General features: G+C 65.9%; 17 protein-coding genes and 10 pseudogenes. 11 read left to right on the top strand and 16 right to left on the bottom strand.

All coding sequences use genetic code 11. From position 1 onward, the window contains the following. Positions 1-621 precede the first annotated feature (621 nt). The 6 genes from AB5J55_RS43105 to AB5J55_RS43130 all read left to right on the top strand — a co-directional run bounded on the left by AB5J55_RS43105 (position 622) and on the right by AB5J55_RS43130 (position 7,843). Positions 622-894, top strand: coding sequence for a hypothetical protein (locus tag AB5J55_RS43105; protein WP_369275832.1), 273 nt, complete (start codon positions 622-624; stop codon positions 892-894). Then, positions 891-1,721, top strand: a complete 831-nt coding sequence (locus tag AB5J55_RS43110; protein WP_369275833.1) for a methyltransferase domain-containing protein — start codon at positions 891-893, stop codon at positions 1,719-1,721. The genes AB5J55_RS43105 and AB5J55_RS43110 overlap by 4 nt, the downstream gene beginning before the upstream one ends. A 503-nt stretch (positions 1,722-2,224) precedes the next feature. Continuing rightward, the gene (locus AB5J55_RS43115) at positions 2,225-2,593 is read left to right on the top strand and encodes a hypothetical protein (RefSeq protein ID WP_369275834.1); all 369 of its coding nucleotides are present in this window, start codon (positions 2,225-2,227) and stop codon (positions 2,591-2,593) included. A gap of 229 nt (positions 2,594-2,822) precedes the next feature. Then, positions 2,823-4,211, top strand: a complete 1,389-nt coding sequence (locus AB5J55_RS43120) for an FAD-dependent oxidoreductase (RefSeq protein ID WP_369275835.1) — start codon at positions 2,823-2,825, stop codon at positions 4,209-4,211. A 925-nt stretch (positions 4,212-5,136) separates the two neighbouring features. Next, positions 5,137-6,702 carry a 4-hydroxyphenylacetate 3-hydroxylase N-terminal domain-containing protein gene (locus AB5J55_RS43125; RefSeq protein ID WP_369275836.1) on the top strand — a complete coding sequence of 522 codons (1,566 nt, stop codon included), beginning with the start codon at positions 5,137-5,139 and terminating at the stop codon, positions 6,700-6,702. Between the two features lie 754 nt (positions 6,703-7,456). Next, a complete protein-coding gene (locus AB5J55_RS43130) occupies positions 7,457-7,843 on the top strand; it encodes a transposase (protein WP_369275837.1) in 387 nt (128 codons plus the stop codon). Between the two features lie 130 nt (positions 7,844-7,973). Here the strand turns inward: AB5J55_RS43130 and AB5J55_RS43135 are convergent. The 4 genes and pseudogenes from AB5J55_RS43135 to AB5J55_RS43150 form a co-directional block, all read right to left on the bottom strand. Continuing rightward, positions 7,974-8,488, bottom strand: a pseudogene (locus AB5J55_RS43135) (hypothetical protein). A 214-nt stretch (positions 8,489-8,702) separates the two neighbouring features. Then, positions 8,703-9,059 (bottom strand): annotated as a pseudogene (locus AB5J55_RS43140) (transposase); the annotation flags it as partial. Next, on the bottom strand, positions 8,945-9,346 hold the full coding sequence (locus AB5J55_RS43145; protein ID WP_369276474.1) for a transposase: 402 nt from the start codon (positions 9,344-9,346) through the stop codon (positions 8,945-8,947). The pseudogene AB5J55_RS43140 and the gene AB5J55_RS43145, both read right to left, overlap by 115 nt. Before the next feature lie 253 nt (positions 9,347-9,599). Continuing rightward, positions 9,600-10,532: an LLM class F420-dependent oxidoreductase gene (locus AB5J55_RS43150; protein ID WP_369275838.1), complete on the bottom strand. Its 933-nt coding sequence runs from the start codon at positions 10,530-10,532 to the stop codon at positions 9,600-9,602. Between the two features lie 384 nt (positions 10,533-10,916). Here AB5J55_RS43150 and AB5J55_RS43155 point away from each other — a divergent pair. Next, a pseudogene (locus AB5J55_RS43155) lies at positions 10,917-11,345 on the top strand (transposase family protein); the annotation flags it as partial. A 6-nt stretch (positions 11,346-11,351) separates the two neighbouring features. Here AB5J55_RS43155 and AB5J55_RS43160 read toward each other — a convergent pair. Further along, the gene (locus AB5J55_RS43160) at positions 11,352-11,660 is read right to left on the bottom strand and encodes a WhiB family transcriptional regulator (protein WP_369276475.1); all 309 of its coding nucleotides are present in this window, start codon (positions 11,658-11,660) and stop codon (positions 11,352-11,354) included. Positions 11,661-12,371: 711 nt separating this feature from the next. Between AB5J55_RS43160 and AB5J55_RS43165 the strand changes: the two genes are divergently transcribed. Next, positions 12,372-13,187, top strand: coding sequence for a nucleotidyltransferase domain-containing protein (locus AB5J55_RS43165; protein WP_369275839.1), 816 nt, complete (start codon positions 12,372-12,374; stop codon positions 13,185-13,187). A gap of 523 nt (positions 13,188-13,710) precedes the next feature. On the opposite strand, the pseudogene AB5J55_RS43170 reads toward AB5J55_RS43165, so the two are convergent. Further along, a pseudogene (locus tag AB5J55_RS43170) lies at positions 13,711-13,869 on the bottom strand (IS5/IS1182 family transposase); the annotation flags it as partial. Positions 13,870-14,078: 209 nt separating this feature from the next. On the opposite strand from AB5J55_RS43170, the pseudogene AB5J55_RS43175 reads away from it, so the two are divergent. Continuing rightward, positions 14,079-15,266: pseudogene (locus AB5J55_RS43175) on the top strand (IS3 family transposase). Between the two features lie 18 nt (positions 15,267-15,284). Here the strand turns inward: AB5J55_RS43175 and AB5J55_RS43180 are convergent. The 5 genes and pseudogenes from AB5J55_RS43180 to AB5J55_RS43200 all read right to left on the bottom strand — a co-directional run bounded on the left by AB5J55_RS43180 (position 15,285) and on the right by AB5J55_RS43200 (position 19,958). Then, positions 15,285-15,551 (bottom strand): transposase family protein, encoded by a 267-nt coding sequence (locus tag AB5J55_RS43180; protein ID WP_369275840.1) that lies wholly within the window; start codon positions 15,549-15,551, stop codon positions 15,285-15,287. A gap of 431 nt (positions 15,552-15,982) precedes the next feature. Then, positions 15,983-16,801, bottom strand: a pseudogene (locus AB5J55_RS43185) (transposase family protein). 102 nt (positions 16,802-16,903) lie between these two features. Next, positions 16,904-17,674 (bottom strand): transposase family protein, encoded by a 771-nt coding sequence (locus AB5J55_RS43190; RefSeq protein ID WP_369275841.1) that lies wholly within the window; start codon positions 17,672-17,674, stop codon positions 16,904-16,906. Positions 17,675-17,861: 187 nt separating this feature from the next. Beyond that, positions 17,862-18,395 carry a hypothetical protein gene (locus AB5J55_RS43195; protein WP_369275842.1) on the bottom strand — a complete coding sequence of 178 codons (534 nt, stop codon included), beginning with the start codon at positions 18,393-18,395 and terminating at the stop codon, positions 17,862-17,864. 75 nt (positions 18,396-18,470) lie between these two features. Then, positions 18,471-19,958, bottom strand: a complete 1,488-nt coding sequence (locus tag AB5J55_RS43200) for a hypothetical protein (protein ID WP_369275843.1) — start codon at positions 19,956-19,958, stop codon at positions 18,471-18,473. Positions 19,959-20,582: 624 nt separating this feature from the next. Between AB5J55_RS43200 and AB5J55_RS43205 the strand changes: the two are divergent. Beyond that, a pseudogene (locus tag AB5J55_RS43205) lies at positions 20,583-20,897 on the top strand (transposase); the annotation flags it as partial. 23 nt (positions 20,898-20,920) lie between these two features. Here the strand turns inward: AB5J55_RS43205 and AB5J55_RS43210 are convergent. Beyond that, the gene (locus AB5J55_RS43210) at positions 20,921-22,123 is read right to left on the bottom strand and encodes an IS110 family transposase (protein WP_369275844.1); all 1,203 of its coding nucleotides are present in this window, start codon (positions 22,121-22,123) and stop codon (positions 20,921-20,923) included. A 253-nt stretch (positions 22,124-22,376) separates the two neighbouring features. On the opposite strand from AB5J55_RS43210, the pseudogene AB5J55_RS43215 reads away from it, so the two are divergent. Next, positions 22,377-22,589, top strand: a pseudogene (locus AB5J55_RS43215) (transposase); the annotation flags it as partial. A gap of 38 nt (positions 22,590-22,627) precedes the next feature. Here AB5J55_RS43215 and AB5J55_RS43220 read toward each other — a convergent pair. The 4 genes and pseudogenes from AB5J55_RS43220 to AB5J55_RS43235 form a co-directional block, all read right to left on the bottom strand. Beyond that, the gene (locus tag AB5J55_RS43220; protein WP_369275845.1) at positions 22,628-23,515 is read right to left on the bottom strand and encodes an IS3 family transposase; all 888 of its coding nucleotides are present in this window, start codon (positions 23,513-23,515) and stop codon (positions 22,628-22,630) included. Beyond that, positions 23,512-23,811, bottom strand: a complete 300-nt coding sequence (locus AB5J55_RS43225; protein WP_369275846.1) for a transposase — start codon at positions 23,809-23,811, stop codon at positions 23,512-23,514. The genes AB5J55_RS43220 and AB5J55_RS43225 overlap by 4 nt, the downstream gene beginning before the upstream one ends. A gap of 88 nt (positions 23,812-23,899) precedes the next feature. Further along, positions 23,900-25,401, bottom strand: a pseudogene (locus AB5J55_RS43230) (ISAzo13 family transposase); the annotation flags it as partial. 513 nt (positions 25,402-25,914) lie between these two features. Continuing rightward, positions 25,915-26,094 (bottom strand): annotated as a pseudogene (locus AB5J55_RS43235) (WhiB family transcriptional regulator); the annotation flags it as partial. Between the last annotated feature and the right edge of the window lie 734 nt (positions 26,095-26,828).

A 26,828-nucleotide genomic window follows, 5' to 3' on the forward strand; every position in this document is an offset into this window, starting at 1 on the left:
ATGTGCCGGAATCGGTGTGGCAAGCTCCATGCACCGCGTTCCCCTAGGAAGGCGCCGGTGATCCCGGAGGGTGGGGCTGGCGCCGTCTGCGATCGATGCACAGACTTCAGCCGCGTGTCCCTCATGCGCGGGGGGCAGGGCCACGGATAACGATTCCGTTCCGGCTCGCCTTGCCCAAACGACGGGTGAGACCTCCGGCAGAAGCCCTGTACGCGACCACTCGCCAGCCCCTGGCGTGCTGGATGTCCCCCGCGAGCGGTCGGGAGTCCGCCCCGTCTGCGAGCCATTCTTCATGATCGCCTCCGCTCGAGATCTGTCAGGGGGTTCTCGTAATGACACGAAACATCACCTACGTACATTTCTGTTCAATACGTACTCGGGCGCCTGAATGGATTCGCCGACACGAGGTGCAGACTCGGTGCCTGGGCTTCCTCGGACGGCGGACTGCTCGTACCCGTGAACACACTGGGATGTCGTGATCAGAGTCGCCTTGGCCGACTCGAGCCACCCGTCGTCGTGTCCGATGCTTGCTGGCAAACCGTTCCGACTGCGGCACGCGTATTGGTCGGCAGCGATACCCAGGAACGGCTCAAAAAACCCGGCTGTGGCATGAGGAGCCTGGTGGCGAAGGAAGACCGTATGACGCTTGTCGCCTATAAGATCCCTCTGTTCCTTGGACTGGAGATCATCAAGCGCTGTTCCTGGCCGCGCTACGTGCTCTCGGGTCCCACAACGGTGCACGGCGCCATAGCCGCCGAGGGCGAAAAGATCACCATCGGGGGAGGCGCTTGGCTTCCTCGGGTTCAATCCCGTCGGGGCCCCGGTCGGAATCGGTCGGCGGGTACGGGCGAATCTGCTGATCCGGCCATGGCGAGCGGCGAGGCCGAGGCATGAACACGGCCGTCACACTTGGTTACGTGCATGGCTACTCCGACCATGAGGCGCTCAGGCTGGGCTGTCAGGCGGACACGCTGGCGGGGTTGCTGCACGCAGGTACCGCGTATCCGGCGGGGAGCAGGGTGCTGGAGGTCGGGTGCGGTGTCGGTGCCCAGACGGTGCATCTGGCCGCGGGCTCCCCGCGGGCCCGTATCGTCGCGGTTGATGTCTGCGAGGCGTCTCTTGTGCAGGCCCGCGCGCGGGTTGCGGCCGCTGTCCCGCGGGCGCGGGTGGAGTGGCGTCGCGCTGATGTCCGCGATCTGCCGTTCGCGGACGGGGAGTTCGACCACGTCTTCGTGTGCTTCGTTCTGGAGCACCTGGTGGATCCTGTTGGAGTGTTGTCCGGGCTGCGGCGCGTGCTGCGGCCCGGTGGCACGATCACCGTCATCGAAGGCGACCACGGCTCGGCGCTTTTCCATCCACCGAGCCGGTACGCCCGCGCCGCGATCGATGCTCTGGTTCAGCTGCAGGCCACTGCGGGCGGAGACGCGCTGATCGGCCGCCGACTGCAGCCGCTCCTCGACAGTTCCGGATATGACGGGGTGGAGGTTTGCCCGCGCACTGTCTATGTCGACAGGACCCGGCCCGCCCTCGTTGACGGCTTCACCCGAAGCACCCTCATCGCCATGGTCGAGGCTCTGCGTGAGGATGCCCTGGCCGCAGGCCTGTTGACTCCCATGGACTGGGACCGGGGGATCGCCGACCTGCGCCGGATCGCTGACGAGGGTGGCACCGTGCACTACACCTTCTTCAAGGCCTGCGCTGTGAATCCGCCCCGTGGATAAGTGGCCCACTCCGGTGAGCGACCTCGTTTCCGAGACGGCGCTGCCGCGTAAGCCAACGGCCGGTGAAGAGTTCGGGCTGGATGCCGTGGTGGCGCCGGGCAGCGGCGATGGTCATCAACGCCTCGGCCACGCCGTGGCTGAGGTGTCTCACTTCGTGGACGGTGGGGATCTCTGGCGAGCCCGGCGGAGTTGATGGCTGCGGGGACGATGCCCCACACCGCGAAGTCCCAAGATCATCGGCAGCCTGAGAGGCACGCACAGACAGGGGCCGAGGTGGGAGTATCTGCCCCGAGAGCAGGGCTTCGGCCCGGGCATGACCTGCTGCCATTGGCTGGCCGCCGGGAACGAAGCCGGCGTCTGGGACAAGCTGAGTGATCCTGCTGGAGAAGCTGCGATCGAAGAACAAGCTGGACTGGTCGCGGGCGGTGTCGATTCCTCGCACCTGCGGGCTGCCTGTTGGGGGCCCGAAAATTGGCCCCAGCCCGGTCGACCGTGCGTGACCCGTGCATCACCTCCTCGTCGGCGGGCCGGGCATCCCGGCCTCGGTGACGCTGACCGGCGGATACCCAAACGAGCACGCACTCGGGCAGCTGCTCGACAAGATCCCGGCGGTTACAGGCCTGCTCGGTATACCCCGCCGGCCCCCCGACGCTCGTCTGGCCTACTGCGGCTACGACCACGACAAGTATTACCGCCTGCTCTGGCAGCGCGGGGTCCGCCCTGCCATCGCACAGCGCGGCCAGGCCCACGGCACCGGCCAGGGCATATTCCGCTACGTCGTCGAGCGCACGACCTCCTGGACCACGGCTTCCACTGCCTCCGCTGCCGCTGGGGACGACGCGACGACATCCGCGGAGCCTTCCTCGGTCTGATCACCAACGGGCGCGCACAGCGTCTCTGTTAGGAGCAATAAGGGATGTGCTGGAGCGCCTCCGACGAGTGAAGTGCAACAGCCGCACACGCGAACTCCCCTGAGCTGCATTGAGAGAACCCTGCGCATGATCCGTCCGAGGTGTTTGAAGCGTACAGGTCCGCGGGTTGCCCGCCGTGCCGGGTAGGGGCCCGCATAGTTCTACGGCCTCGAGCTGAGGAGTAGGTCACATGACGGTCGTCGCCAGGGACACAGGAAGCAAACCTGAGGTCGTGGTGATAGGAGGTGGACTTAGTGGCCTGCTGGCCGCGAACGAGCTTGCAGGCTACGCGCGGTCGGTAACAGTGGTGGAGCGGGACAACTATCCCTCTGCGGCGGTGTTTCGAAAGGGCGTCCCCCAGGCTCGGCATGTGCACGTGTTGCTGACTGGCGGTCAGGAGGCATTGGAGCAGCTTCTGCCTGGCGTGGCGGGCGATCTTCTGACTGCTGGAGCTCGGCGGTTGCCGTTTCCGCGGGATGTGCTTGTGTGTGGACGCAATGGATGGGAGCAGCGCTTCCCCAATGACGTCCACAGTCTTCTGTGCTTGACTCGCCCGTTGTTGGACGAGGTCGTGCGTACCAGCGTGCTGAATGGTCGGGGGCGTGCGCCCTCCCGCATCGAAGTGCTGCAAGGCGCCGAAGTCATTGGTCTGTCAGGGAGTCACCGCCTCGTCAGAGGTGTGCGCGTGCGCCTTCGCGACGGGGGAGAGGCGCGCGACCTTTCAGCGGATCTCGTGGTCGATGCCAGCGGCCGCACGTCCCGGGCAAATCTATGGCTGCAGGCGCTGGATTGCACTGCTCCGCGGGAAGAAGTGGTCGACTCGGAATTGGCCTACGCCAGCCGTGTCTTGCGCCTGAAGAGCGCCCACAGGGTGGGCGTGAGCATGCAACCGCGCCGGGACTGCCCTCGGGGAGGCACCCTTGTGCCGGTCGAGAATGACCGGTGGCTGGTCACCCTTTATGGTTTCCGGGAGCACCAGCCGAGTGCTGTCGAGGCGGACTTTCTGCCGTTCGCTCGTAGTCTGGCGCACGGTTATATCCATGATCTCCTGCTCGACGCTGAGAGCGTCGGTCCTGTGTTCGGTTTCCGTGGAACGTCTAACCGGCGGCGCCATTACGACAAGTTGACGCCTGAGGGTTTCCTCGCCATCGGTGACGCGGTATGTACCTTCAACCCGGTTTACGGGCAAGGTATGTCCGTGGCTGCACTCGGAGTTCTCGCGCTGCGCGCGGCGCTCCAGCGGTACGGTTTGGCGCCAGGCATGGCACTGGCTGCTCAGCGTGCCATCGCCCAAGCGGCGGAGCCTGCTTGGCTCACCGCCACGGGTGCGGACCGGCCCTTTACCGCGGCGGCCGCGAGTGGCGGAGCGGGGCAACGTTTTCAGGACTGGTACGTGGACCGGCTGGCTCGCCGCAGCGCCGTCGACCGGGTAGTGAGCCGGACGTTTGCCGACGTGACACTTCTTGCCGCGCCCCCTGCGCGGCTATTCTCACCAGCCGTTGCCCTGCGGACTTTGCTCCTCCCGTGCAGGCCCGGTCTTGCGGATCCGCCCACTCTGGCAGAGCCGTTCGGACAGTGAGACCTCGAGAGCATTTGGTCAGATAGCCCGCAAGGTGGGCGCCGTGCGGGAGATCGGCGAACGGATCACCCCGGAGTACCGCAACGGCGTCATGGCCAGATCGTGGCCTCGCGGTTTCCGAGTCCGGTGCGCGGGTGGGGCAAGCTGCGCGTCAGCATGAGCGGTCAGGAGGGCGCGGTGTGCCGGCGGACGGGGTTCAGCTGGGGCGAGGGCGGACCATGCTCCGCCGTACGGCCGCGGGCTGGCAATGTCGTGGCTGGTCGAGGACCGCAGCCGGGAGGCGACCTGATGCTCTCGCGCTGCACCGCCTGGCAAGGCCTGGGTGTATTGACCCGCGGCGTTGTTGACGCGGGTGAAGGGTGGGTGGCCGCCGCGTGCGGTGTGGCAGCGGTGGTGGTGGTAGGTGTGCAGGAAGTCTGCCAGGGCGTCGGCGCGTTCGGTTTTGTTGGTTGAGGGCCGCAGGTTGCCCCTCATCGTTGAGTCACCAGTCCGAGCCGTATACGGCGTTTCGGCGCGCCATCAGCGGCCGGACGTTCACGAATCTACGAGGGCCCAGACGGCACCTGCCTGTGAGGGATTCCCCTCATGGCAGCGTCCAGCAAGCGCACGAAAGAATGAGCTACCCGTGGCAGCCGGACAACGCAACGCGACACGTGCGGCAGCGCACGAGCGGCAGGACGACGTCGCCGCTGCGGAAAGGACCGGCCTGGCGCACACACTCCCCTTGCACCGCAGCTGGAACTCGGGTTGCCGATTGCAATCGGTCCACACAGCAGACGTCTGGCTGTGACTTCGCACCTCATTGGCTGCCCTTACACCACTCACCCTGGCAAGGGAACGACCCAGCATCCGAGTCCGAGGGTCGAGCGGTGCAGTTGGCCACGCCCGGCCATACCAAGATTCCCGGCACTGAGAAGGAGAACGTATGGCAGCGCAGTCCGTACAAGCCCATGGTCTGTCGGAGCCACGGCGCACACGTCCGTTGACCGGTGCCGAGTACATCGAGTCCATCCGTGACGGGCGCGAGATCTGGCTCTACGGCGAGCGAGTCAAGGACGTGACCACTTACCCGGCCTTCCGTAACTCGGTACGCATGACCGCGCGGCTCTACGACGCTCTCCACGACCCTGACAGACAGCAGGTGCTCACCGCACCGACCGACACCGGCAGCGACGGATTCACCCATCCGTTCTTCCGCACCCCGCGCAGCCGCGAGGACCTGGTCACCGACCGGGAGGCCATCGCAGAGTGGGCCCGGATGACGTACGGGTGGATGGGGCGTAGCCCTGACTACAAGGCCGCCTTCCTCGGTACTTTGGGCGCCAACAGCGACTTCTACGGTCCGTTCGCGGATAACGCCCGGCGCTGGTACGCCGAGTCGCAGGAGAAGGTGCTGTACTGGAACCATGCGATCGTTCACCCGCCCGTAGACCGTCATCGCGACCCGGACGAGGTCAGGGACGTGTACGTGCATGTCGAGAAAGAGCTGGACGACGGCCTCGTCATCAGCGGCGCCAAGGTGGTAGCCACCGGTTCGGCCATCACCCACTTCAACTTCATCGCCCATTACGGACTTCCCATTAAGGACCGGAAGTTCGCCCTCGTTTGCACAGTCCCCATGGGTGTCCCTGGCATGAAACTCATCGGCCGGCATTCCTACGCCATGAACGCTGATGTGATGGGCAGCCCGTTCGACTACCCGCTGTCCAGCCGCTTCGACGAGAACGACACCATCTTCGTCCTCGACAAGGTGAAGATCCCGTGGGAGAACGTCTTCATCTACGGAGACGCCGAGCGGGCCAGCACCTTCTTCCCCGGTTCCGGTTTCCTGCACCGCTTCACCTTCCACGGCTGCACGCGCCTTGCGGTCAAGCTCGACTTCATCGCCGGCCTGCTGATGAAGGGGGTCGAAGTGACCGGTACCAAAGACTTCCGCGGTATCCAGACCCGTGTCGGCGAGGTCCTGGCGTGGCGGAATCTGTTCTGGGGGCTCACCGACGCGATGGCCAACCACCCTGTCCCCTGGAAGGGCGATGCGGTCCTGCCTCACCTGGACTACGGGCTGGCCTACCGGTGGTTCATGACCATCGGCTACCCACGGATCAAGGAAATCATCATGCAGGACCTGGGCAGCGGCCTGATCTACCTCAACTCCAACGCCAAGGACTTCGGGGCGCCGGAGATCCGACCCTACCTCGACAAGTACGTGCGCGGCTCCAACGGCTACGACTCCGTCGAACGGGTCAAGCTGATGAAGCTCATCTGGGACTCAATCGGCAGCGAGTTCGGCGGCCGGCACGAACTCTACGAGCGTAACTACTCCGGCAACCACGAGCAAATACGTGCCGACATACTCATCACCGCCCAGGCTACCGGCACAGCCGACGCCATGAAGGGCTTCGCCGAGCAGTGCATGGCCGAGTACGACCTGGACGGCTGGACCGCGACCGACTTGATCAACCCGGACGACGTGAGCATCCACCGCTCCTGAGACACCGATCCCCCGGTCTGAGACCGTGTGCCCTATCTGGTGAGGCGGACGAGTCGCACGTAGCAGCACAGAGCGGCGGATCACCGCGAACAACCTTCTGCAGGCGTATTCGTGGAGATCCACCGCTCTGCTGCCGCACCCGGTCCGCCGGAATCTACGACCTGGCGATCTCCCATAAGCCATCCACATCCAACTCCACAGCCCCCGCTCCATGAACAGAACAGCCCAACAACCTCACCATGTAGGACACGGTCTCCCTGGCTGTTCGCTATCCGCACACATGGTCGGTGGGGTTCGAACAGCGTGCTGATTCGGGTGAGTTAGCCGGTCGGCAGGCATGGAAGAAGGGCCTCTTGGTAGCTCGCGGTTGTCGAGTCCATCGAGAAGCAGGAGGCCCTGTCGTCGAAGTGTCGCGTGGTCATCATTGCCGGGTCTAGTTCGTCCACTCCTGGGTGGGACTGCCTGCCCACAGGGACGGGAACGCGGCCGACCGGCCGGATCGCTGACCCCGATACGGTTCGGACATGAGCGACGCCGAGTGGTTCCTGATGCTGGATCTGCTGCCCGCTCCGGGATGGCTGGCGGGCCGGACGGCCGTCCGGAGGGCCACTGCCACCGGCAGATGATCAACGCAGTGCGTTACGTCGTCGACAACGGCATCAAGTGGCCGGCGACGCCGCCGACTTCCCGCCCTCGACTCGGGTGTATGCCTTCTTCGCGCGCTGGCGGGATACGGGGCAGGCGAGCGAACTGCATGAACCTCTGCACTGGGCGGTTTGCCGGGCGGAAGGACGTGAACCGGGGGGCGAGTGCTGCTGTCATCGATTCCCAGTCGGTGAAGGCGGACGCCACCGTCGCTTACGGCTCACGGGGATTCGACGCCGGGAAGAAAATCAACCGGCGTAAGCGGCACCTGCTCACCGGCACCCTCGGACCCCTGCTGAACGTGCTGGTCACACCCGCGGCCACGACCGACCGGGATGCTGCCCGCATCCTGCTCCCCCGGCAAGGACTCGCTTGCCGCGGCTTTCGAAGATCTGGGCCGACGGCGGCTACCGCGGCCACCTCCAGAACTGGGCTGTCCCACACCTCCGACTCGTCCTCGACGTCGTTCACCTCCGCGAAGACGTCCGCGGGCTAACAGGCGCTGCCCCGCCGCTGGATCGTCGAAAGATCCTTGGCCTGGCTCCTGCGCAGCCGCCGCCTGGTCCGGGACTACGAACGACCCACCGACACCAGCGAAGCCGTCATCCGATGGTCGAGGATCGCACTCATGAACCGCCGACGGGCCGCCCGACATCACCAGCATCCTGGGCCTGCACCGATGCCGGCAGCGTGAACCTTCCCGGCTTCATTTCCACCAGTCAGCCCCGTTCCGGGAGCCCGTTCAGGCGTGCTCTCGCACCCTCGACGCGGGAAGCGGAGGCGCTGTCCCAGCCGAGCACCACCGCAGCCCGCCGGGCACCCAGCCCGTCCGCTCCCGAGTCCGCCGCGGCGCCCATCACCGCCTGGTAGTCCACCGACAGGCCCTCGACCCCGGCCGCGTTCTCACGATGAGGCACCGCGCGTCACGGTCCGACCGGCCTCTTCCGCGACACCCCAGCTGCCACCACCGCGGGCGCCTACTCCTCGGCCAGCGCCTCCAAATACTGCTCAAGACCGATCACCGACGCCTGAGCACCTCTTCCGCGTCCGCCAAGTCCGTCCGCACCCACTCCAGTTCGGCTTCGAGCTCCTCCATCCGCACCACCGCGGCCTTCCGCTGGGCTTCCAAAACCGCCCGCATCGACGGGCATCCGCCACCCCACAACATCCCCGCTGACAGCGAGCCGAGAGTCCCGCGATCCCACTCCTGACCAGCGGAATCCACACGCGAGTTTGGAAACAGGTCGACCTCTTACACGGTGTCCTACATGGTCAAGTTTGCCGAGGCGTTTGTAGCAGCAGAGGGCCGCGGCGAGGCCCAGGAATGCCAGGTAGTTACGGGGATGCCGCTCGTAGCGCGGTGACAGGCGGCGGTAGCCGGTCAGCCAGGATATCGTGCGCTCGATGACCCAGCGACGGCGGCCCAGTCGTTCACTTGCGCCGATTCCCTTGCGGTCGATGCGGATGCCGATCCGCTGGCTGTGCAGCCATCGCCTCAGGTCAGGAACGTCGTATGCTTTGTCGGCGTGCAGCCGCTGGGGTTTGGAATGGTCGCTGTGGGATTCGTGTCCTACGTGGAAATGGGCGACCATCGGCTTCAGCCCGAGGCTGTCGTGAGTGTTCGCTGCAGAGAGTCCGACGCGTAGGGGCAGTTCGTTCGCGTCGGACAGGACGTGCATCTTGGAACCCGGCTTACCCGGTCCACGGGCGATGGGCCTGCAAGTTCGCCCCTTTTTTGGCGCGGACGTAAGCGGAGTCGAGCACCGCCCGGGAGAGGTCGACCAGGCCCTGGCCGTCGAGCAGTTCGAGCCTTCTGGTGCAGCCGTCCCCAGACGCCCGCACGCGACCAGATCAGGAACCGGCGGTGCACCGTGGACTTCGACGCCCCGAAGCACGCGGGCAGGGCCCGCCAGGCACAACCGCTGACCAGGACGTAGATGATAGCTGCGAACACAGCCTCGTCATCGATGTTGGCCACCCTGCCGCCCTGCGGCCGCACCCGCGCCGGTGGCAGCAAAGGCCTGGCGATCTCTCAGAATCCGTCCGGCACGATCCATCCCCACCGCCCACTCCCCATGACTCGGCCAACGACCAACTGGCCATGTAGGACACCGTGTTCCTACATGGTCAGTCTGCTGTTGGGTGGGGCATGGGGAGTGGGCGTGCGATGGATCGTGCCGGACGGTCGAGGGGATTTGGCGCCGGCGGGGGGGGCATGGGCGGCGGCCACTACTCGTCTCTGTACGGCGGTTTCAGACGCCTGCCTCGCGAGCGGTTGTGTAGAGCTCGCGGGACACGTCGAGGAGGTGATGCACATCCCGGGTCGTGATGCAGAGGTCGAGCAGGACCTCATCGATCCCTGGAATCTGTGAGTGCTCCACCAGGTCGCCAACGATCTGTTCCAGATTGCCCTGGAACGGGAGCCGTTGCTCTCCGGTGAACGGCTTGTCGCTGAGGAGTACGTTGGCCCGGACTATGACCCCTAGGGGGTTGCTGCGGTGGCGCTCGGCTGCCATGTCCTGCACGGATTGCCAGGTACGTGCCAGCTGGGGTGCATGCATGCCTACGGGCATCCAGCCGTCGGCACGATCAACGAGACGACGTATGGCCTTGCCGCTGCTTGCCGGCAGGTAGATCGGCAGGGGGCGGGCTGGCTTCGGGCCGACCTCGGACGGCGCGATCTTGGTTGTCGTGCCGTCGTAGGTGACCGGGTCGGCTCCCCATACGGCCTCGAACACGTCTAGCGTCTCGTCGAGTACCGCACCACGTTGCCCGAACGGTGCGACGGAGCCTGCCGCGTATTCGTCAAGCGACCAGCCCGTGCCGAGCCCTGCAATCACCCGCCCGCCTGAGGCGTTGTCCAGCGACGCGAACCAGCGAGCCAGGTGGAACGGCATGTGGTAGGAGGCGACCAGCACACTCGTGCCCAGTCGAGCCTGTCGCGTGACTGCTGCGGCCATCGCCAGGGTCACCAACGGGTCGGCGACACTGCGGTAGGCATCGGGCCACTCGAGACCCGGCACGTTATAGAGACCCTGGGTCATCGGTGTGGGAAAGAGAGTGCGTTCGAAGACCCAGAGGCTCTCGTATCCCGTCTCCTCGGCTGCCCTGGCCACAGTTACGGTGTCGGGCCCGAGATTGAATTGCTTCATCTGTGGAAGCGCCATACCGAGCTGGAGTGGCATCCGGTACTCCTCAGGTGTGCTGGGCTGAGACGGAACACGCATGCGCGAGCGTTGAAGAGTTGACAGAGGCGGTTGACTTCTCGCAACGAGGCCTGCTCTCCACCTGCCGACGGGTTGGGTGTCCTTGGGCTGGCAGGGGTACGGCGGTCGCCTCCGTTGCCGCGGGGGCGCAAGCGGAGTAGTGGGCGACAATCACTACGCGAACAGAGACCCGCTCGGATCAGGGCGCGACTGCTCCGAAGTGGGGGAGACCGTGGCCATGGCTTCCGCCCTTGGGGAGGAGCCTGTTCGTTAGGGGACCTGGGCGGCGCCACAGTGTCCTGACGTAAGCCAGTAGGGTGCCGGCCGATGGAAGACACTGCCGACAAGGACCACGGGGGCGCTGTCGGCGACGGACGGGCCGACTACTCCCACAAGCACCGCCGGCACGGGGTGAACGTGCAGGTGGTCGCCGATCCGAACGGCCGGCTGCTGTGGCTCTCACCCGTGCTGCCGGGCCGGACTCATGACCTGACCGCTGCTCGCACCCACCGGATCATCCGCATCTGCGAGCGCCAGGGCGTCCCCATCCTGGCCGACCTCGCCTACCAGGGCGGCGGCCCCTGGGTGACCACGGGCATCAAACGCAGACCCCTTCAGGAACTCACCCTCACCGAGAAGACCGCCAACCGGGCCCTGGCCGCGGCACGGGCACCGGTCGAACGCGGCGTCGCGCGCCTGAAGTCCTGGCGGATCTTCCGCAGATCCCGGTGCAGTCCAAACCGCATGACGTCAATCGCCAAAGCCATCCTCACCCTTGAGCGGCAACGCTGAAGAAGCTCAGTGGGTGGGTTCCTCACGCGCCTTCGCCGACGGGGATGGACGCGAGTGCAGCCGCCTGCCGTCTGCGCTCCATCCCCGGTCATGGGCGGTCTTCCCGCCCCATATGCCGAATCGTTCCGGGCGGGATTCCGCGTGCTGCAGGCACTCGGCGGTGACGGTGCAGGAGGCGCATATTTGCTGTGCGCGCGCTGCCGCGCGATGTCCGCTATTGGTGAAGAACACGTTGTGGTCAGTGTGGGCGCAAGCAGCTCGCGCCCGCCATAGCACCGGGGAAACGGTTCTAGGTGTCTCCGAGCCCTTCTTCATGATCACCTACATTTAGGTTCGTCTGGTAGGGGAGTACTGAAGCAAACGTGCCTTATGTGCTGTTCATTACGTACTCGGGTGCTTGAGTGGTTCGCCGCCAGAGGCACAGCCGCGCCGAAGAAGAGGGGGCTGCCCTCTTTGTGTGACCGGGGGCTCGGCGCGCGGCGGCAGCACGTGTGCGCTACGAGGCGCGGAGGGTGTCTGGGCGTCGATTGTGAACGTCGCTGGCGCGCAGGCGGCCCCCCGCGTTGGGATGCAGGGGGCCGCCCTTGCTCGCGCCTCGACGCGCACTGACCGCGCGCGAGCGTTCCGGCCCTCCTCCTCCCCTATGAGTAGGGCCGCCGGACCGACAACGCTCGGTTGAGGGATGCGTTGTCGAGTCCGCTGTCCAGTACGGTGCGAGCGCCGTGTGTGGATCATCGGTTCAGCAGACCACGGCAGGAGGCGGATCCCGGGGCCCGTCACCTCGATCCCACCAGCCCGAAGGTTTTGGGGCCGGGCGTTGTCGGGGCCCGCGGTTCGTTCCTGTTGCTGCCTTGCATACCGACGGGTGGTTCGGATCGTGCGGACCGGTTGGCTACGCCGCTCGTCTCCTGACCTGATCGTGGTCAGCAAGTGGTGGCTTGCTCCTCCCCGAGAGACACGGCCGTCACCAGTAGTCCCTTGCCACGACCGGACCTGTTCGGAAGACTCGACCCGGAGGAGCAGGTAATGAAGATCGCGAACCGGCTGGTCGACGTCGGCGGCGTCGTCGCAGTCTGCCTCGGCGGCAGCCGGGCACGCGGCACGCATACGCCCGACTCCGACTTCGATCTTGGCCTCTACTACCGCCCTCCGCTGGACACCGCCGCCTTGCGCCTGCTTGCCACCGAGCTGACCGGCGGCGCGATCGAGGTGACCGAGCCGGGCGGGTGGGGTCCCTGGGTCGACGGCGGCAGCTGGCTGACCGTCGAGGGGACACGCATCGACTGGATCTACCGCGACCTGGACCGCGTGTACCGAATCTGGCAGCAGTGCCGGGCCGGGCACTTCGAAGTAGGCACCCAGGTAGGCCACCCGCTCGGCGTGTACTCGCACGCCTACGCCGGTGAGGTAGCCCTCGGACGCACCCTCGCTGACCCCACCGGTGAACTGGCCGCCTTGCAGGAGCAGATCCGGACTTCATACCCGCGGCCGCTACGCGAGTCGCTGGTGGCCAACGCGCGATGGGAAGTTCCGTTCACGTTGTCCATCGCCCGCAAAGGTGTGACACGGGGCGATGCCTTCTACATCGCCGGCTGCCTGTTCCGCGTGGTAGGACTCCTCGTGCACGCCCTGCACGCCCGGGCCGAGTGCTGGGTACTCAATGAGACAGGAGCCGTTCAGGCGGCAGGACAGCTCCCGACCGCTCCGGCCAACTTCGCCGCACGTGCCCACGCCCTGTTCGACGCACTCGGCACCACCCCGGACGAGCTCACCACCGCGTTCGACAACGCAGACCAGCTGGCCGCCGATGTCCTGGATACCCTCTCTGGCTCACCGGGGTAACCGGGAGCGCTGTCACAGACGCGACCGCAATTGTTGTACGTGAACAGAAAAACACGGTCTGATCACCCGTTTGATCCGGTTAAGGTGGGGGAGGCGGTCACCATCGTCAAGGACCTATTTCAAGAACACGTCCGAGGTGAAACCGACCACGGTGCACCCTGACACCCAGGGCCAGTTCCGGCCGTGATCGCGCTCGCGCGCGTGCTGGGCTTCGACGTGATGCCCAGGATCAGGAACTGCACCGGTCTGACCTTCTGTCGTCCTCGGATCGTGGTGGCCTGGTAGGGCTCGCGGTGGCGTGCTGGCCGACAACGGATCTAGCCCGAGGCGGGGGTTCGCGGTAAGGATGCCGTCGCTGACCAGGGCACGCGTGAGAAGCCGGGGCGGCGGAACGGCGTCGGTTTGGCGGCATTCTTGCAGTGGGGGAGAGCAGTAGATCTGCCTCCAAGCGAACTCGCCTTTGTGAGAGGGAAAGTTGGCTGGCCTTGGTTCGAGCCGGGCATCACCAAGAGGCCAGGAGATGCAGCACCCGGTCTTCCAGCGGCAGCCGCCAGGGACGGCCTCGCTGGACATCACCGCGGCGGCCGCGGTACCAGTGTGACCAGCCTGGCAACTGCCCCTCGCTCAGCCCGGAGAACGGCTCGATCCACTTCGGATCACCTGTTGAGATCATCCCACCCATGACCGGTCGCCGCACCACGCGCCACACCGGTTACGGGACACCCTTTACTACCTCATGCATGGTTGGCCGTGACACGTCGAGGTGCGTGGCGTGGTCGATGTTCACGCTCGAAGACTTTGGTCGAGGGTGGTGGTCTGAGCTGAACCGGATTGTGTAGCGGCCCTGAAGCCAGGCATGATCGCCTCGGCAGATGGGAGAACACAGGTCCGATGCCTGCACCACGGAAGTACCCCGACGAGCTGCGTGAGCGAGCCATCCGCGAGGTTCAGACCTCGGGCCGTCCGGTCGCGCACGTCGCCCGGGACCTTGGCATCCACAAAGAGGCTTTGCGGAACTGGGTCCGTCAGGCCGAAGCAGACCAGGGCGACCGGCCTGATCTGCTCACCACGGCCGAGAAGAATGAACTCGCCCAACTCCGCAAGGAGAACGCCGAGTTGAGGCGAGCGAATGAGATCTTGAAGGCCGCCTCGGTGTTTTTCGCGAAGGAGCTCGACCAGCCCCGCACGAGGCCGACGCGGTGATCAACCACCTCCGCGACGACTTCGGGGTCGAGCCGGTCTGCCGGGAACTGGACCTGTCGGTCTCGGCATACAACGCTCGGCTCAGGCGACCGAAGTCCGCCCGGCGCCTGCGCGACGAGCGCCTTCTGATCAAGATCCGTGCAGCTCACGCTGCGTCCGGCGGCACCTATGGAGCCCGCAGGATCCACCGCCAGCTGCGGCGCGAGGGAGTCACCGCGGCCCGCTGCACCATCGAACGGTTGATGCGCGAGGACGGTTTGGAAGGTGTCATCCGTGGCCGGCGACGCCGGACCACGGTCCCCGAACCGACCGCCCCGCGCCCGCCGGACCTGGTCAACCGGCTCTTCACCGCAACCCGGCCGAACCAGCTCTGGGTCGCTGACTTGACCTATGTCCGGACCTGGTCCGGCTGGGTCTATGTCGCGTTCGTCCTGGACGTGTACTCGCGGATGATCGTGGGATGGCAGCTCGCGACCCACATGCGCACCGATCTCCCTCTGGATGCCCTGGAGATGGCGCTGTGGCGCCGGGGCATCGAGAAGGGAGCGGGCCTGATTCATCACAGCGATCGCGGCAGCCAATACGTGTCCATCCGCTACAGCGAACGGCTGATGGACGTCGGCGCGGCCGCGTCGGTGGGCTCCGTCGCGGACTCGTACGACAACGCGATGGCCGAGGCCCTCAACGGCACCTTCAAGGCCGAACCGATCGAACACCGAGGCCCCTGGCGGGACGCTGACCAGGTCGAACGCGCCGTCGTGCAGTGGGTCGGCTGGTACAACACCGAGCGCCTGCACTCCGCACTCGACTACCTCCCACCCGAAGAGTTCCGAGGCGGCCTACTACCGTTCTCTGGCCACTCCGAACGCCGCCTGAAACACACAAGATCGGCCGCTACGAAACTCGGAGCAGCTCAGTCTGCTGGTGTGAGAGCAGTCTGGTGACGGCTTGGACGATGTCACTCATGTGCTCGCGACGGCCAAGGTGTCGAGCGAGAGCTCGCCAGTTCTTGAGGTGGGCGATGCCGTGTTCGACGGGGATGCGCCGTGAGGAGTGCGCCTTGCGTTGCTGCTCGTGTCGCTCCTCGTACCAGGCTGGGGCGTTCTTCTTGAACTTGTGATGGGGCGGTGTCACCACCCGCCCGCCGGTCTGCGCGCCCATGCCCTGATAGCCGGCTGGCCGCGAGGATCTCCAGGAATGGACCGTCGGCCAGGAGCTGGACCAGTCCCAGCTGTCGGGCCTGGGTGATGTCCGTCCGCACAACTACCTGGCCGGACCGGGCTGCAGAACAGCACCCGCCCCTCGGCGTCCGTGAAGATCATCGACTTCACGGCGTTCTGCTTGGTTTTGCCGGAGACGAACCTGTCCCGGTCCTTGCCGCCCGCGGCCGGCCGCCCCCCCCCCCCGCACACGGATCTCCGGTACCGTCGATGATCCCGGTCCGGCCGCCGGCGCCCAGGTACTCGACGACCTCAGCGATGAGTTCAGTGATCACCACCGACGACAACCCGGTGATCCGGTACTCCGTCACGATCAACTCGCGCGCCCCAGCCCTCATCATGCTCAGATCAACGAGGCACCTGGGCGCCGAGCTACGGCCAACCGTGCACGAGGTCGTAAAGGCTGTCTCGAAACTCCTGGTCCGGTGCTGCGTTGGGCTTCTTGTGCATGTGGGGGACGGCTTGGACGGCGTGGTGGACGCCGTCGCCGTGCTGTCGGCAGTCGCGGAAGATCTTGTTCTTCATCCGGCCGATCACGTGCTCCACTCGTGCACGTGCCCTTGCGGTGGGCGGCGTTGTCGGCTTCCTCGCCCGGCAGCAGCAGCAGCTCGCGGCGGGCGTTTGCGGTGCGGGGTGATCATCCCGCAGTTGAGGTAGGCACCGTCGCCCAGGACGGTCACGCCCTGACAGTGCTGGGCCATCCCGGAGGCCCGCCAGGCGTGGGCGTCCGCGGCGGTGCCCGGCACCGGCCGGGTCGCGGCGATCACCAGGCGGGTGTCTGCATCCACGATGAACTGGCACGTTCGCGGAGAAGCGGTAATTGAGGCTGGAGGAGCCCACCTGCCGGTCGCGGACCGGGATGAGCGTGCCGTCCACGATCCGCAACCGGTCGGCTGCATCAGTTGGCCGGGCTATGGGCTCGAGTGCGAGCAGCGGGCCCAGCTTCTGGAACACCCGGCACACCGTCGAGGAAGAGACGCCGAAGAGCGGCCCGAGCTGGCGCACGGTCAGGTTCGTCCAGTAGGACACGGCCACCAGCAGCACCCGCCAGCGGCAAAGACCACGGCCGGCCCCGCAAAGTGCCGTTGCCACCTCGCTCCCGCACCACCTTCAACAGCCGCGCAATCTGCGTCACCTGCAGTCCCGTGAAGGTCTCACCCACACCCGCTCAGCCCTTAACACCCCGGCCATACACAAAAGATGCCCAGCTCACAGCCTTGTGCAACACGCTTTAAAGCGTGTTGCACAAGGCTGTGTTCGGGCAGGCCAGAGCGGGCGAGCGGGGTTGTCTGCTCATGACGTGAGGGCGAGGTTGTGCATGTGGGCGACGGCCTGGACGGCGGGATGGAGACCGTTGCCGCGCTGGCGGCAGTCCCGGAGGATCTTGTAGTTCTTCATCCGGCCGATGACGTGTTCCACGCGGGCGCGGACCTTGCGGTGTTCCGCGTTGTCGTCCTCCTCGCCCGGCAGTAACGGCCGTCCCGGGCGTTTGCGGTGCGGCACCGCCATCCCGCAGTTGAGACAGGCACCATCGCCGAGCACGGTCACCCCCTGGCATTGCCGGGCCAGCCCGGACGCCCGCCAGGCGTGGGCGTCCGTGGTCGTGCCCGGCACCGGTCGCGCCGCCGCGATCACCAGCCGGGTCTCAGCGTCCACGATGACCTGCACATTTGTCGAGAACCGGTAATTGCGGCTGGAGGCGGCCACACTCCGGTCACGCACCGGGATCAGGGTGCCGTCCACGATCCACAACCGGTCTGCGGCATCCGCGGGACGAGCCGCAGGCTCGAGCGCGAGCGACGGCCCCAGCCGCTGGATGACCCGGCACACCGTGGAGGAGGAGACACCGAACAGCCGACCGAGCTGCCGCATGGTCAGGTTGGTGCGGTAGTACACCGCGACCATCAACACCCGCTCCGCCAGCGGCACAGCCCACGGCCGGCCCCGCAAGCTGCCGTTCCCGCCCCGCTCACGCACCACCTTCAACAGACGCGCGAACTGCGTCACCCGCAGTCCGGTGAACGTCTCCACCCACACCCGCTCAGCCCTTAACACCCCGGCCATACAAGGGAGATGCCCAGCTCAGGCCTTGTGCAACACGCTTTAGACTCAGCACGGGTTATCATATTCCGCTACACAGCTAAGCATGCGGAGGTCGTGCGCATTTTGCGCTAGATGACTGATGCATCAACTGCGCGACCTCGAATCCTGACGCGGCTGCGTCAGGCAATAGCCGTCGCCTATCTGGATACTAGTGGTACGAGATTGGCCCGACGTCGACCCAGCGGTAGGGTTTCTTGTCGTCGCCAATGTACCAAACTGTTCCCAGCATCTTGTCGGTCGCGAGAGTGCCGCCATGATTGACTTTGAGTTGCTGTTTCGGGTCCACCCATTGGCCAACATGGAACTTACGGCTGAGGCCCGGCTGTGTCACATTTTTCGTGTCCACTTCTGATATGAAGTACGACTTTTCACTTGAGGCGTTGAAGATGTTCACATAAAAGAATTGTACGCGCTTATCGACGCCACCGGGAGCCACCTGGAACAGGTCGTCAGTGTCGAATGATCTGGTGCAGACGTCCACCTGCAGTTTCCCGTTCGTATTGGGGGCCTCTCCGTGAGTGCACTTTGTGTCCGAGACCCAGACGTCGGTTCCCGGTATCTGCCAGTTGGCGTTGGCGGTATCTGCGAAGACGAGCGATCCAGCAAGAGCTGCAGCTGCGGTGCTAGCCGTCAGAGTTCGACGGCGGCGGCGAAGCGCTCCTGGCTTCCTGAGTCGTGACATGTGAGGGTCTCCTTCATCCGGGAGATGGTGCGACAACAGCATTTACATCTGCAGTCAGAATGGTCTACTGCGTGGTCAGCATGCTCTATTTTCGACCCAGAATGAGGTGCCACCCGGAGGGATATCAACCTTCGGTATACGAGCGTACCAGGCAGTTACATCTGCCCATGCTTCGTTGCGGCTGTCGCCTGGGAAGGTGAAGTCAGTCTCACCGATATGCTGCCAATTCTGACCTGTCCACTTGACGTCGACAACACAGAATTCATGCCAGGCGGCCGGAGGTTCCGAGATTGCTGTATGTCCTGTAGCGGGAGAAGGAATCGGGTTACCGTTTGGATCCTTCCAGGAGGGAGTCCACCCGGCTGCGATTTCTTCGGGGTGGTTTCCGGTTCCGATCGGCTCGCTGAGCTTGGCCGCCCTCCAGCCGGGATGTGCCGGATCGTTGATCAGGAGGGCCTGGGGGCGCGGTCCCATTGCCTTGCCGACGTTGCGCTGGTACACCAGCCCGCCGCCGTTGGCCTGGGTTTCCGTGACAGCCAGGACCGGGCCCATGAGGTTGGTGTACATGGCAGGGCCGTAGTTGCTATCCCCTTGTTTCTGGAACAACCGCCAACCCGGCCCAGGCGCGCCGCAGTTCCCCCAGGGGTCGCCGTTGAAGCAGCCGTGCTGGAGGGTCTGGTAGAAGAACCCGCCCTGGATGCCCCGCACAGCCACCCAGAATGTGTCAGCGAAACCGTCGTGGTCCTCGTCCCACTCCGCCATGGCAGGGGCATGTTTGGTCAGGCCACCGCCGAAAACCTCGAAGAGCGCATAGTCGTCGGCGAACTCGAAGCCGTGTGTCACGTTGCCGCTCTTCGGTCTGGCCGTGAGGCTATAGATTTTGCCGCTGCCCTGCACGTGCACCACGGCGATTTCCAAACGGATTCCGTACACCTGGCCGGTTAGGTCATTCTTCTCCCCTGACCAGCGGGCAGCGACCTTCAGAGCGGTATGAATGCGATTATGGTATATGGGTCCGTTCCCGAACTTCCTCCAGCCCCCAGTACTGGCGGGCTTACCGATTCCCTGATTCTTGTAGGCGAGTTCCTGATCCGTGCCCGCCCCCAGGAGCGTGATGATGGCCCAGTGGTCGTTCACCGCGATCTCCGGCGGCGAGGTGAAGACGCCACCGTAGTGGACCCAGGAAGACCCCCAGTGGCCCGTGTCCCAGTTGAGCGTCTGGAGGAACATTCCGTACCCGCCCAGACCGGTCACAGCCACAAACGTCTTCCTATACGTCTTGCTGTGGTGAATAGCAGGAGATTGTTCGGTCCGTCCGCCGCCGGGAATCTCCGCCCACCCGCGGATTGTGGCTTGGGGATTCGCGGGGTGGGCAATCGCGTAGAAGACGCGGTTGTCCTTCAGCCTGGCGACCTGCAGCTGATTGCCCCCGGCGCCGTCAGTCCAGCCGGCGAGTCCGACGGCCGGAGTACCGGCGATCTGATGCTGAATGGTCTTGTCATGAACTAGGGGCTCCGCCGCCGTTGCGGGCGGCCCCGCCAGCATTGAAGCGGCAAGGGCCACTAGGCTCCCCACCGCCGCCAGCGACTTGGATAGAAGTCTCATGCCCGCCGGTCACTCTCCAATCGGGGTAAGCTCGCGGCACCGGTCGGCGCGGGGCCAGGCACCCCCAGGTAACGCCCGGCAGCCCCCGGACACGAGCGGACCCGCAGAAAAGGGCCCACCGGTCAGCTCACGCGCCTAGCGTCTCCCGCCCGCCACCCCCCAAACATCGGGGAACTTCCCCCAATCGGCCTCACGTGCGGCCACAAAAGGATCTTGCTCAATACATGCTCAAGCACTCCGCCGACTATCCGGAGAATCACCCACTTCCGGGCCCCAGATCTCCCTGCCCGCCGGGCCGCTGACCGAGCACTCCGGGCTGGGGCAACCGATCAGATTGTCGGCCGTCCGCACCGCCAGGCTCACTACGTACCAGCGAGCGGCAGAAGCTGCTGCCCGATCGGTTGGGCCGTTTCCGTTCAGCTGACTGTCCCCTGTCGCCGGTACCAGGGACTGAAATGACGATGCCTGCGTCATTCCACTGGCCAATTAGAGCTCGTAACACGATCTTGTTGAAGTGCCCTGGTAGGGCGTGACTGATGTGATGATTCGGCCGTTCGGGATGGTGTGAGTGCTCGGCCGTGGATCGTGGACGATGGCTTGTGGGCGTTGATCGAGCCGCTGCTGCCCGCGTGGCCGGAGAAGTCGCCGGGGCCGCGGCCGGTGGCGGACCGGCTGTGTCTGCAGGGCATCCTGTACGTGCTCCACAACGACAGAGCCTGGCAACTCCTGCCCCTGGAGCTGGGGTTCGGCTCCGGGCAGACCTGCTGGCGGCGCCTGGAGCGATGGCAGCAGGCCGGCGTCTTCGACCAGTTGCACCGCATCCTGCTCGCCGAACTCAACGCGGCCGGTGAACTCGACTGGTCCCGCGCGTGCGTGGACGGCTCCCACGTCCGCGCGAAAAAGTGCCCCTATGGTCTTCGTCAAGCCGTGACAGGGGTCGGGGACTCGTAGAAGGTGCCGTCTCGGAGTATGGCGAAGAGCACGTCGACACGTCGGCGGGCGAGGGCGATCAGGGCTGCGACGTGGTGTTTCCCCTCGCGGCGTTTCCTGTCGTAGTAGGCCCGTGACTCCGGTTGGGAGAGCGAGGCGAACGCGGCCAGGTAGAAGGCGCGTTTGAGCTGTTTGTTGCCTCGCCGGGCGGGGTGTTCGCCGCGGATAGAGGAGCCGGAGGCGCGGGTGACCGGCGCCAGGCCGGCGTAGGCGGCCAGGTGTCCGGCCGTGGCGAAGGCACTGCCGTCGCCAACGTCGATGAGGATCCGGGCGGCGGTCCTGACCCCGATGCCAGGCATCGAGATCAGGACCGCGGAAAGAGGGTGGGCCTCCAGCAGTTCCTCGACCCGGGCTCCGAGGATTCTGCGCTGATCCAGCACGGAGTCGAGGCTCGAGACGAGATTGGGGATGATCAGTGCGGCGGCGTCAGTGCCGGGGACGACCACGGTCTGCTCGTCGAGCGCGATGAAGACGTCCTCGACCAGGCGCTCGGCCATCCGCGGGGCCTTCGGCCGCAGCAGCGTGACCAGTCTGCGCCGCCCCGCCTTCCTCAGCTGGGCAGGAGAACCGAAACGTTCGAGCAGGGTGAGCACGGCGGGGTGGTCCAGGCGGGGACCGAGGACCTTCTCCAGCGGCGGATGGATCTGTGTCAGCAGGCCCCGCAGGCGGTTCTTGGTCCGCGTCACCTCGGTGGCCAGGTCATCATCGAAGCCGGTCAGCATCTCCAACTCGGCCACGATCTCGTCAGCTGCCTCGACGGCCCGCAGTGTGTGCGGCATCGAACGGGCCGCGTCCGCTATGACATACGCGTCGCGGGCGTCGGTCTTGGCCTCGCCGGGGTAGAGATCGGCAATCCGCCGCATCGTCAGACCCGGCAGATAGGCAACACGGCAGCCCACGTCACGAGCCACGGCCAGAGGCAGTGCACCTATGGAAGCGGGCTGGTCAACCACCACCAGGACGGTGCCGTGCTTGGCCTGGAGCTTGGCAAAGACCTCACGGAGCTTCGGCTCAGTGTTGGGCAGCCGCTTGTCGAAGGCCTTCTTGCCCTCCGGGGTCAGTGCCGTCGCATGGTGTTCGCCCTTGCCGACGTGCAGACCCAGATAGACGTCGATGCCACCTTCACCGGTCACGTGCTTGCTCCCGTACGCGCGTTCTTCCCGGCCTCACCTGCGGCATCAGCGTGCCGGCATCCACGTTACGAAGAGACTGCTTCTCCCATCCGGGATCGGCGCTCGTGCCCCTAATCAGCGGTCTGCCAATGCCTTCGGTCCCGGTGACACCACTTTTTCGATCCTGATCGACAAGGGGGCACAGTCATGCCGGGCCCGAAGGCCGGGAGCCCTGTTGCAGGGCCATGAAGAAGGTAACGGGGGAGCCGACACCGGTCCGTCGCCGGTCGACCGGCGGAAGGCGGGCAGCAAACACCACCTGATCTGCGACGGCAAGGGGACCCCGTTCAAGGTCTTCACCACCGCGGCCAACGTCAACGACGTCACCCAGACCTTCGCCCTCGTCGACGGGATCCCACGCGTGGCCGGACGGCCCGGCCGCCCACGCCGCCGCCCCGACTCGCTGCTCGGCGACAAGGGCTATGACTCCAATGAAGCTTCCCCGTGATCCTGGACACTCGATCTTTATGCTGCGAGGTCGTGTTGGTGCCGCTGTCGGGTCTCGGCCGGGGTGAGGTAGCCGAAGACCTTGTGCTTGCGCAGTCGACGGCGGTTGTAGAACGTCTCGATGAAGTCGAAGACCTCGGCGCGGGCGGTGGCCCGGTCGGGCCAGAGCCGGGTGCCGATCTCTTCTTTGAGCAAGGCCCAGAAACTCTCCGCGGCGGCGTTGTCGAAGCAAGATCCGGTCCGTCCGCAGCTTTGCCGGAGACCCAACTCGCGTATGTGGCGGCGGAAGTGGCTGCTGGTGTATTCGCTGCCGCGGTCCGAATGCGCTATGCAGCCGGACTGGAGACGACCGCGGCCGGCGGCCATCTTCAGCGCGTCGACGACGAGCTCGGCGCGGTGGTGGCCAGCCATCGAGTAGCCGACGACCTCGCGGGTGGCCAGGTCCAGCCAGCAGGCGAGGTAGAGCCAGCCCTCCCTGGTGGGCAGGGCGGTGATGTCGCCGACCAGCTTCGTGCCGGGCGTCTCGGCGTGGAAGTCGCGGCCAATCAGGTCGGGGGCCGGCTTCGCCTTCTTGTCCGGCCGGGTCAGCGACCGTCGCCTGCGGCGGTGGGCTCCTTGGATGCCGCGCTCGCGCATCAGGCGGGCGACCCGCTTGCGGTTCACCCCTCGCCCCAGGCGCCGCAGCTCGGCATGGATGCGCGGGACCCCGTAGGTGTGGCGGGAGGCGACGTGGAGGACGGTGATTTCGTGGGCCAGGGCCTCGTCGGCGACTTTGCGGGCCGAGCGGGTCTTGGCCGCGGCAAGCCAGGCGTAGAAGGAGGAGCGGGCTACCTTGAGCAGCCGGCACAGGAAAGCGACGCCGTGGGTGGTCTTCTCCGCCTCGATGAACGCGTACGTCTCGTTCACCGGTCGCTCTCCTTCGCGAAGAAGACCGCGGCTTTTCGCAGTACCTCGATCGTCTTGGCCTGCTCGGAGTTCTGCCGACGCAACCGCTTGAGCTCTTCGCGTTCGGCCGTGGTGAGCTCGCCCGGGGCACCCTCGCCCCGATCCGCCTTTGCCCGGCGGTACCAGCCGCGCAGGGACTCCGAGCTGATCCCGAGCTCCCGGGCAACCGCGGTGACCGTCTTACCCGAAGAGTCGACGAGCGCGATCGCGTCCCGCTTGAACTCCTCGGTGTACCGCTTCGTGTACTTGCTTCCCACCTGGTGCTACTTCCTCTGGAACCTCAAGATCCCAGTCTCCAGGTGTCCACGATCAAGGGGAAGGCTCACGGCTGATGGTCATGGCGGTGACGCCGAAGAGTTGGCCGAGGAGGTCCATGGTGGCGAGTTTGCGCAGGTGGAGCACGGTGGCCAGGATCCGGTCGGCTGGGGTCAGCTTGGCTTTGGCGCCCGCGCCAGGGGCGACCATGCGCTCGTGACCACGGCGGGTATGGAGCACTCGCTCGTGTTGAATCTCCAGCGCGGGAGTCAGTGCGTCGATGAGCTCGCTGAGCTGTTGGCGGGTCATCCCGGTCAGTTCAGGGGCTGCAGCGACTGCTGGGTAAGGCGATCCGGACCGTCCGTCGGGGCCTGGTTTGACGTGGTGTTGGTCGCTAAGGGCTCCGGCGGGTGCTGGGGGTGGAGGGTGTAGTTCCAGTCGCCGTGGAAGCGGTGCCGGGTGATCGGTAGGGCGGCGATCTCCTCGTCGCTGACCTGGATGCCGGTGGGGTACGGGTTGGTGTCGAGTTCGGCGTGCACCGTCAGGCCGGTCTTGGTGGTGGTGGCCGCGATGCTCTCGATGATGACTTCGTGGCTGGTCAGGGGCCTTCCGCGCCAGTTCATAGTGATGTGGGAGAACAGCCGGTGCTCGATCCGGTTCCACTTCGAAGTGCCGGGAGGCAAGTGGCAGACGGTGATGGTCAGGCCGGACTCAGCGGCGAACTGGGCGAGTTCGGTCTTCCAGGTGCGGGTGCGATACCCGTTGGAGCCGCCCGCATCGGCGGGGATCAGCAGTCGGCCGGCCGTCGGGTAGGTGGCCCGGCCGGCTCCGTTCCACCAGCGGCGGATCGACTCGACGGCGAACGCGGCGGTGTCGTGGTCGGTGCCCACGTTGACCCAGCCGGTGTTCGCGGCGACGTCGTAGATGCCGTAGGGCACCGCTCTGCCCAGCTCGCGATCGGGGAAGTCGTGGGTGTCGACCCGCACCGGCTCGCCTCGCGGCTCCCATTCACGGCCGTTGTTCTTGAACGGGCCGACCAGCTCCTTCTTCTTCGTGTCCACACTGATCACCGGTGCCCCGCAGTCCTGGTGGTCGCGGGCCTGCTCGTTGAGGTAGTGGAATTGTGCGTCCCGGTCGGGGTGCTGCTTGCCTTCGAGGGTCTTGGCATTGCTCTGCAGACCGAAGCCCTCCTCGCGCAGCAGGTCGCCCACCGTGTCCGCACAGATCCGGTGGCCCTGCCGGGTCAGCTGTTCGGCGGGCTTGCGGGTGGATTTGGTGGTCCAGCGCAGCGGCGACATGGGATCCCCGCGGACGTCGGGCTCGACCAATGCGAGGAGAGCCTCCCGGACAGCTGGGTTCAGGTCGGCGACGCGTTTGCGGCCACCGCCGGGCCGGCGGATGCGTCCCAACGGGGCCTCTCTTGAGCCGAGTTCCCGCACTCCGGCAGACACAGTGCCCTCACGGACACCGGCGGCACGGGCGACCGCTCGGATCCCGCCGTGGCCGAGGGACTGGGCCTCCGCCCCTATCACCAGGCGACGCTGCCGCTCGTCCAGGTGCGGCAGAATCGCCCCGAACTTGGCTGCCAGCATGGCCCGTTGCCCTTCCAACCCGCTCATGTCAGACCAACGAACCACCGAACGGAAAGTGACGAGTTAAAGATCTGCACGCCCTAAGCCCGGCTGTGTGTCTTCGGTTGAACGGCATTTGCTTGGCGTGCCAGCTTGGTGATCCGTGCACAGCGGACGCGCCTTATGGAAGAAGGACACGTCAACGCAGCCTGTGCCAAACAAGCATGGTCCCCGCCGGCCGACGCGAAGGGGAGAGGAAGGCGCAGCCGGCTCGCGCCACGGCGTCGCGGGCGCGAGTGGTGGTGGCGCCCGGCGGCCACCACCGAATCCGGGCAGAGGTCTCTCGAATGGCGGTGCTGTCTGTCACCGTCGGGCTGGCCGCACGTGGCGAACGGCGATTGGTGCTGGCCGACGGTGCCCGGGCTGCATCAGGACTACCGGGCGCCGGACTACCATCAGTGGCTATCTGCGGTGCTGGAGCCGTCCTGACGCGACAGGAACGCCAAGGCGGCGCACCCCCAGCAGGTGTGTTCCTTACTTGCCTCCTTCGACTGGGGATGGACCTGAGCGCACCCGCCTGCCGTCTGCGTTCCACCCTCGGGCATTGGCGGTCTTCCCGCCCCATATGCCGAAGCGTTCCGGGACGGACAGCGCGTGCTGAAGGCACTCGGCGGTGACGCTGCAGGAGGCGCATATTTGCTGTGCTCGTGCTGTTGCGCGATGTCCACTGTTGGCGTACTCGGGTGCTTGAGTGGTTCACCGACACGAGGCACAGCTGGCACTCCTGGAAGAGTGCAGCTCTCTTCGGGTGACATGGGCTCGGTGCGCGAAAAGCAAGACAGTGTGCGCTACGCGGCGGAGAGGGTGTCCAGCGGCGATCGTGAACGCGGCTGGGTGCGGGACGGCCTCCTGGGTTGGGGTTCAGGAGGCCGCCCTTGCTCGCGCCTCGACGCGCACCGGCCGTGCGCGAGCATTCCGGCCTTCCTCCTCCCCTACGAGTCGGGCCGTCGGACCGACGGCGCTTGGCGGGCGTCGTCGTGTCCGCCGTCCAGTACGGTGCGACCGCCTTGTGTGGATCATCGGTCGAGCCGATGAAGGCAGGAGGCTGTTCCCGGCGTGCGGGAAGTCACGTCGATGCCACTCACCGCCTGAGGGTGTTCTTCGATCCTCGCTTTGTGGTCTCGATGAGTCAGGGCATCCGTCGCCGTTTGATCGCGCCTTCGCCTTGAGGGGCAGGTTGAGGGATCTTCCCGATGAAATTGACCACCGACGCACGCGACGCGGCGCAGGTTTTCGCACTCGCAGGCGCAGAATTGGTGAGCTCAACCGGCACAGTGGGATGATAAGGATGCAGGAGAGCATGGCAGGACGAATGCCGTTACGACGGCAGGTAACCGCAAGCACCGCTGCAACGGCGCTTGCGGTAGGTGGTACTGGCGGGGCGGCAC

Origin of the sequence: Streptomyces sp. R11 (assembly GCF_041051905.1) — a bacterium.
Lineage (GTDB): Bacteria > Actinomycetota > Actinomycetes > Streptomycetales > Streptomycetaceae > Streptomyces.

Bases quoted from the DNA above. Each gene is read 5' to 3' on its own strand.
- AB5J55_RS43110 (WP_369275833.1), top strand. From the start codon at position 891: ATGAACACGGCCGTCACACTTGGTTACGTGCATGGCTACTCCGACCAT.
- AB5J55_RS43120 (WP_369275835.1), top strand. From the start codon at position 2,823: ATGACGGTCGTCGCCAGGGACACAGGAAGCAAACCTGAGGTCGTGGTG.
- AB5J55_RS43125 (WP_369275836.1), top strand. From the start codon at position 5,137: ATGGCAGCGCAGTCCGTACAAGCCCATGGTCTGTCGGAGCCACGGCGC.
- AB5J55_RS43130 (WP_369275837.1), top strand. From the start codon at position 7,457: ATGAACCTCTGCACTGGGCGGTTTGCCGGGCGGAAGGACGTGAACCGG.
- AB5J55_RS43150 (WP_369275838.1), bottom strand. From the start codon at position 10,532: ATGCCACTCCAGCTCGGTATGGCGCTTCCACAGATGAAGCAATTCAAT.
- AB5J55_RS43160 (WP_369276475.1), bottom strand. From the start codon at position 11,660: ATGAAGAAGGGCTCGGAGACACCTAGAACCGTTTCCCCGGTGCTATGG.
- AB5J55_RS43165 (WP_369275839.1), top strand. From the start codon at position 12,372: ATGAAGATCGCGAACCGGCTGGTCGACGTCGGCGGCGTCGTCGCAGTC.
- AB5J55_RS43180 (WP_369275840.1), bottom strand. From the start codon at position 15,551: ATGGGCGCGCAGACCGGCGGGCGGGTGGTGACACCGCCCCATCACAAG.
- AB5J55_RS43190 (WP_369275841.1), bottom strand. From the start codon at position 17,674: ATGGCCGGGGTGTTAAGGGCTGAGCGGGTGTGGGTGGAGACGTTCACC.
- AB5J55_RS43195 (WP_369275842.1), bottom strand. From the start codon at position 18,395: ATGTCACGACTCAGGAAGCCAGGAGCGCTTCGCCGCCGCCGTCGAACT.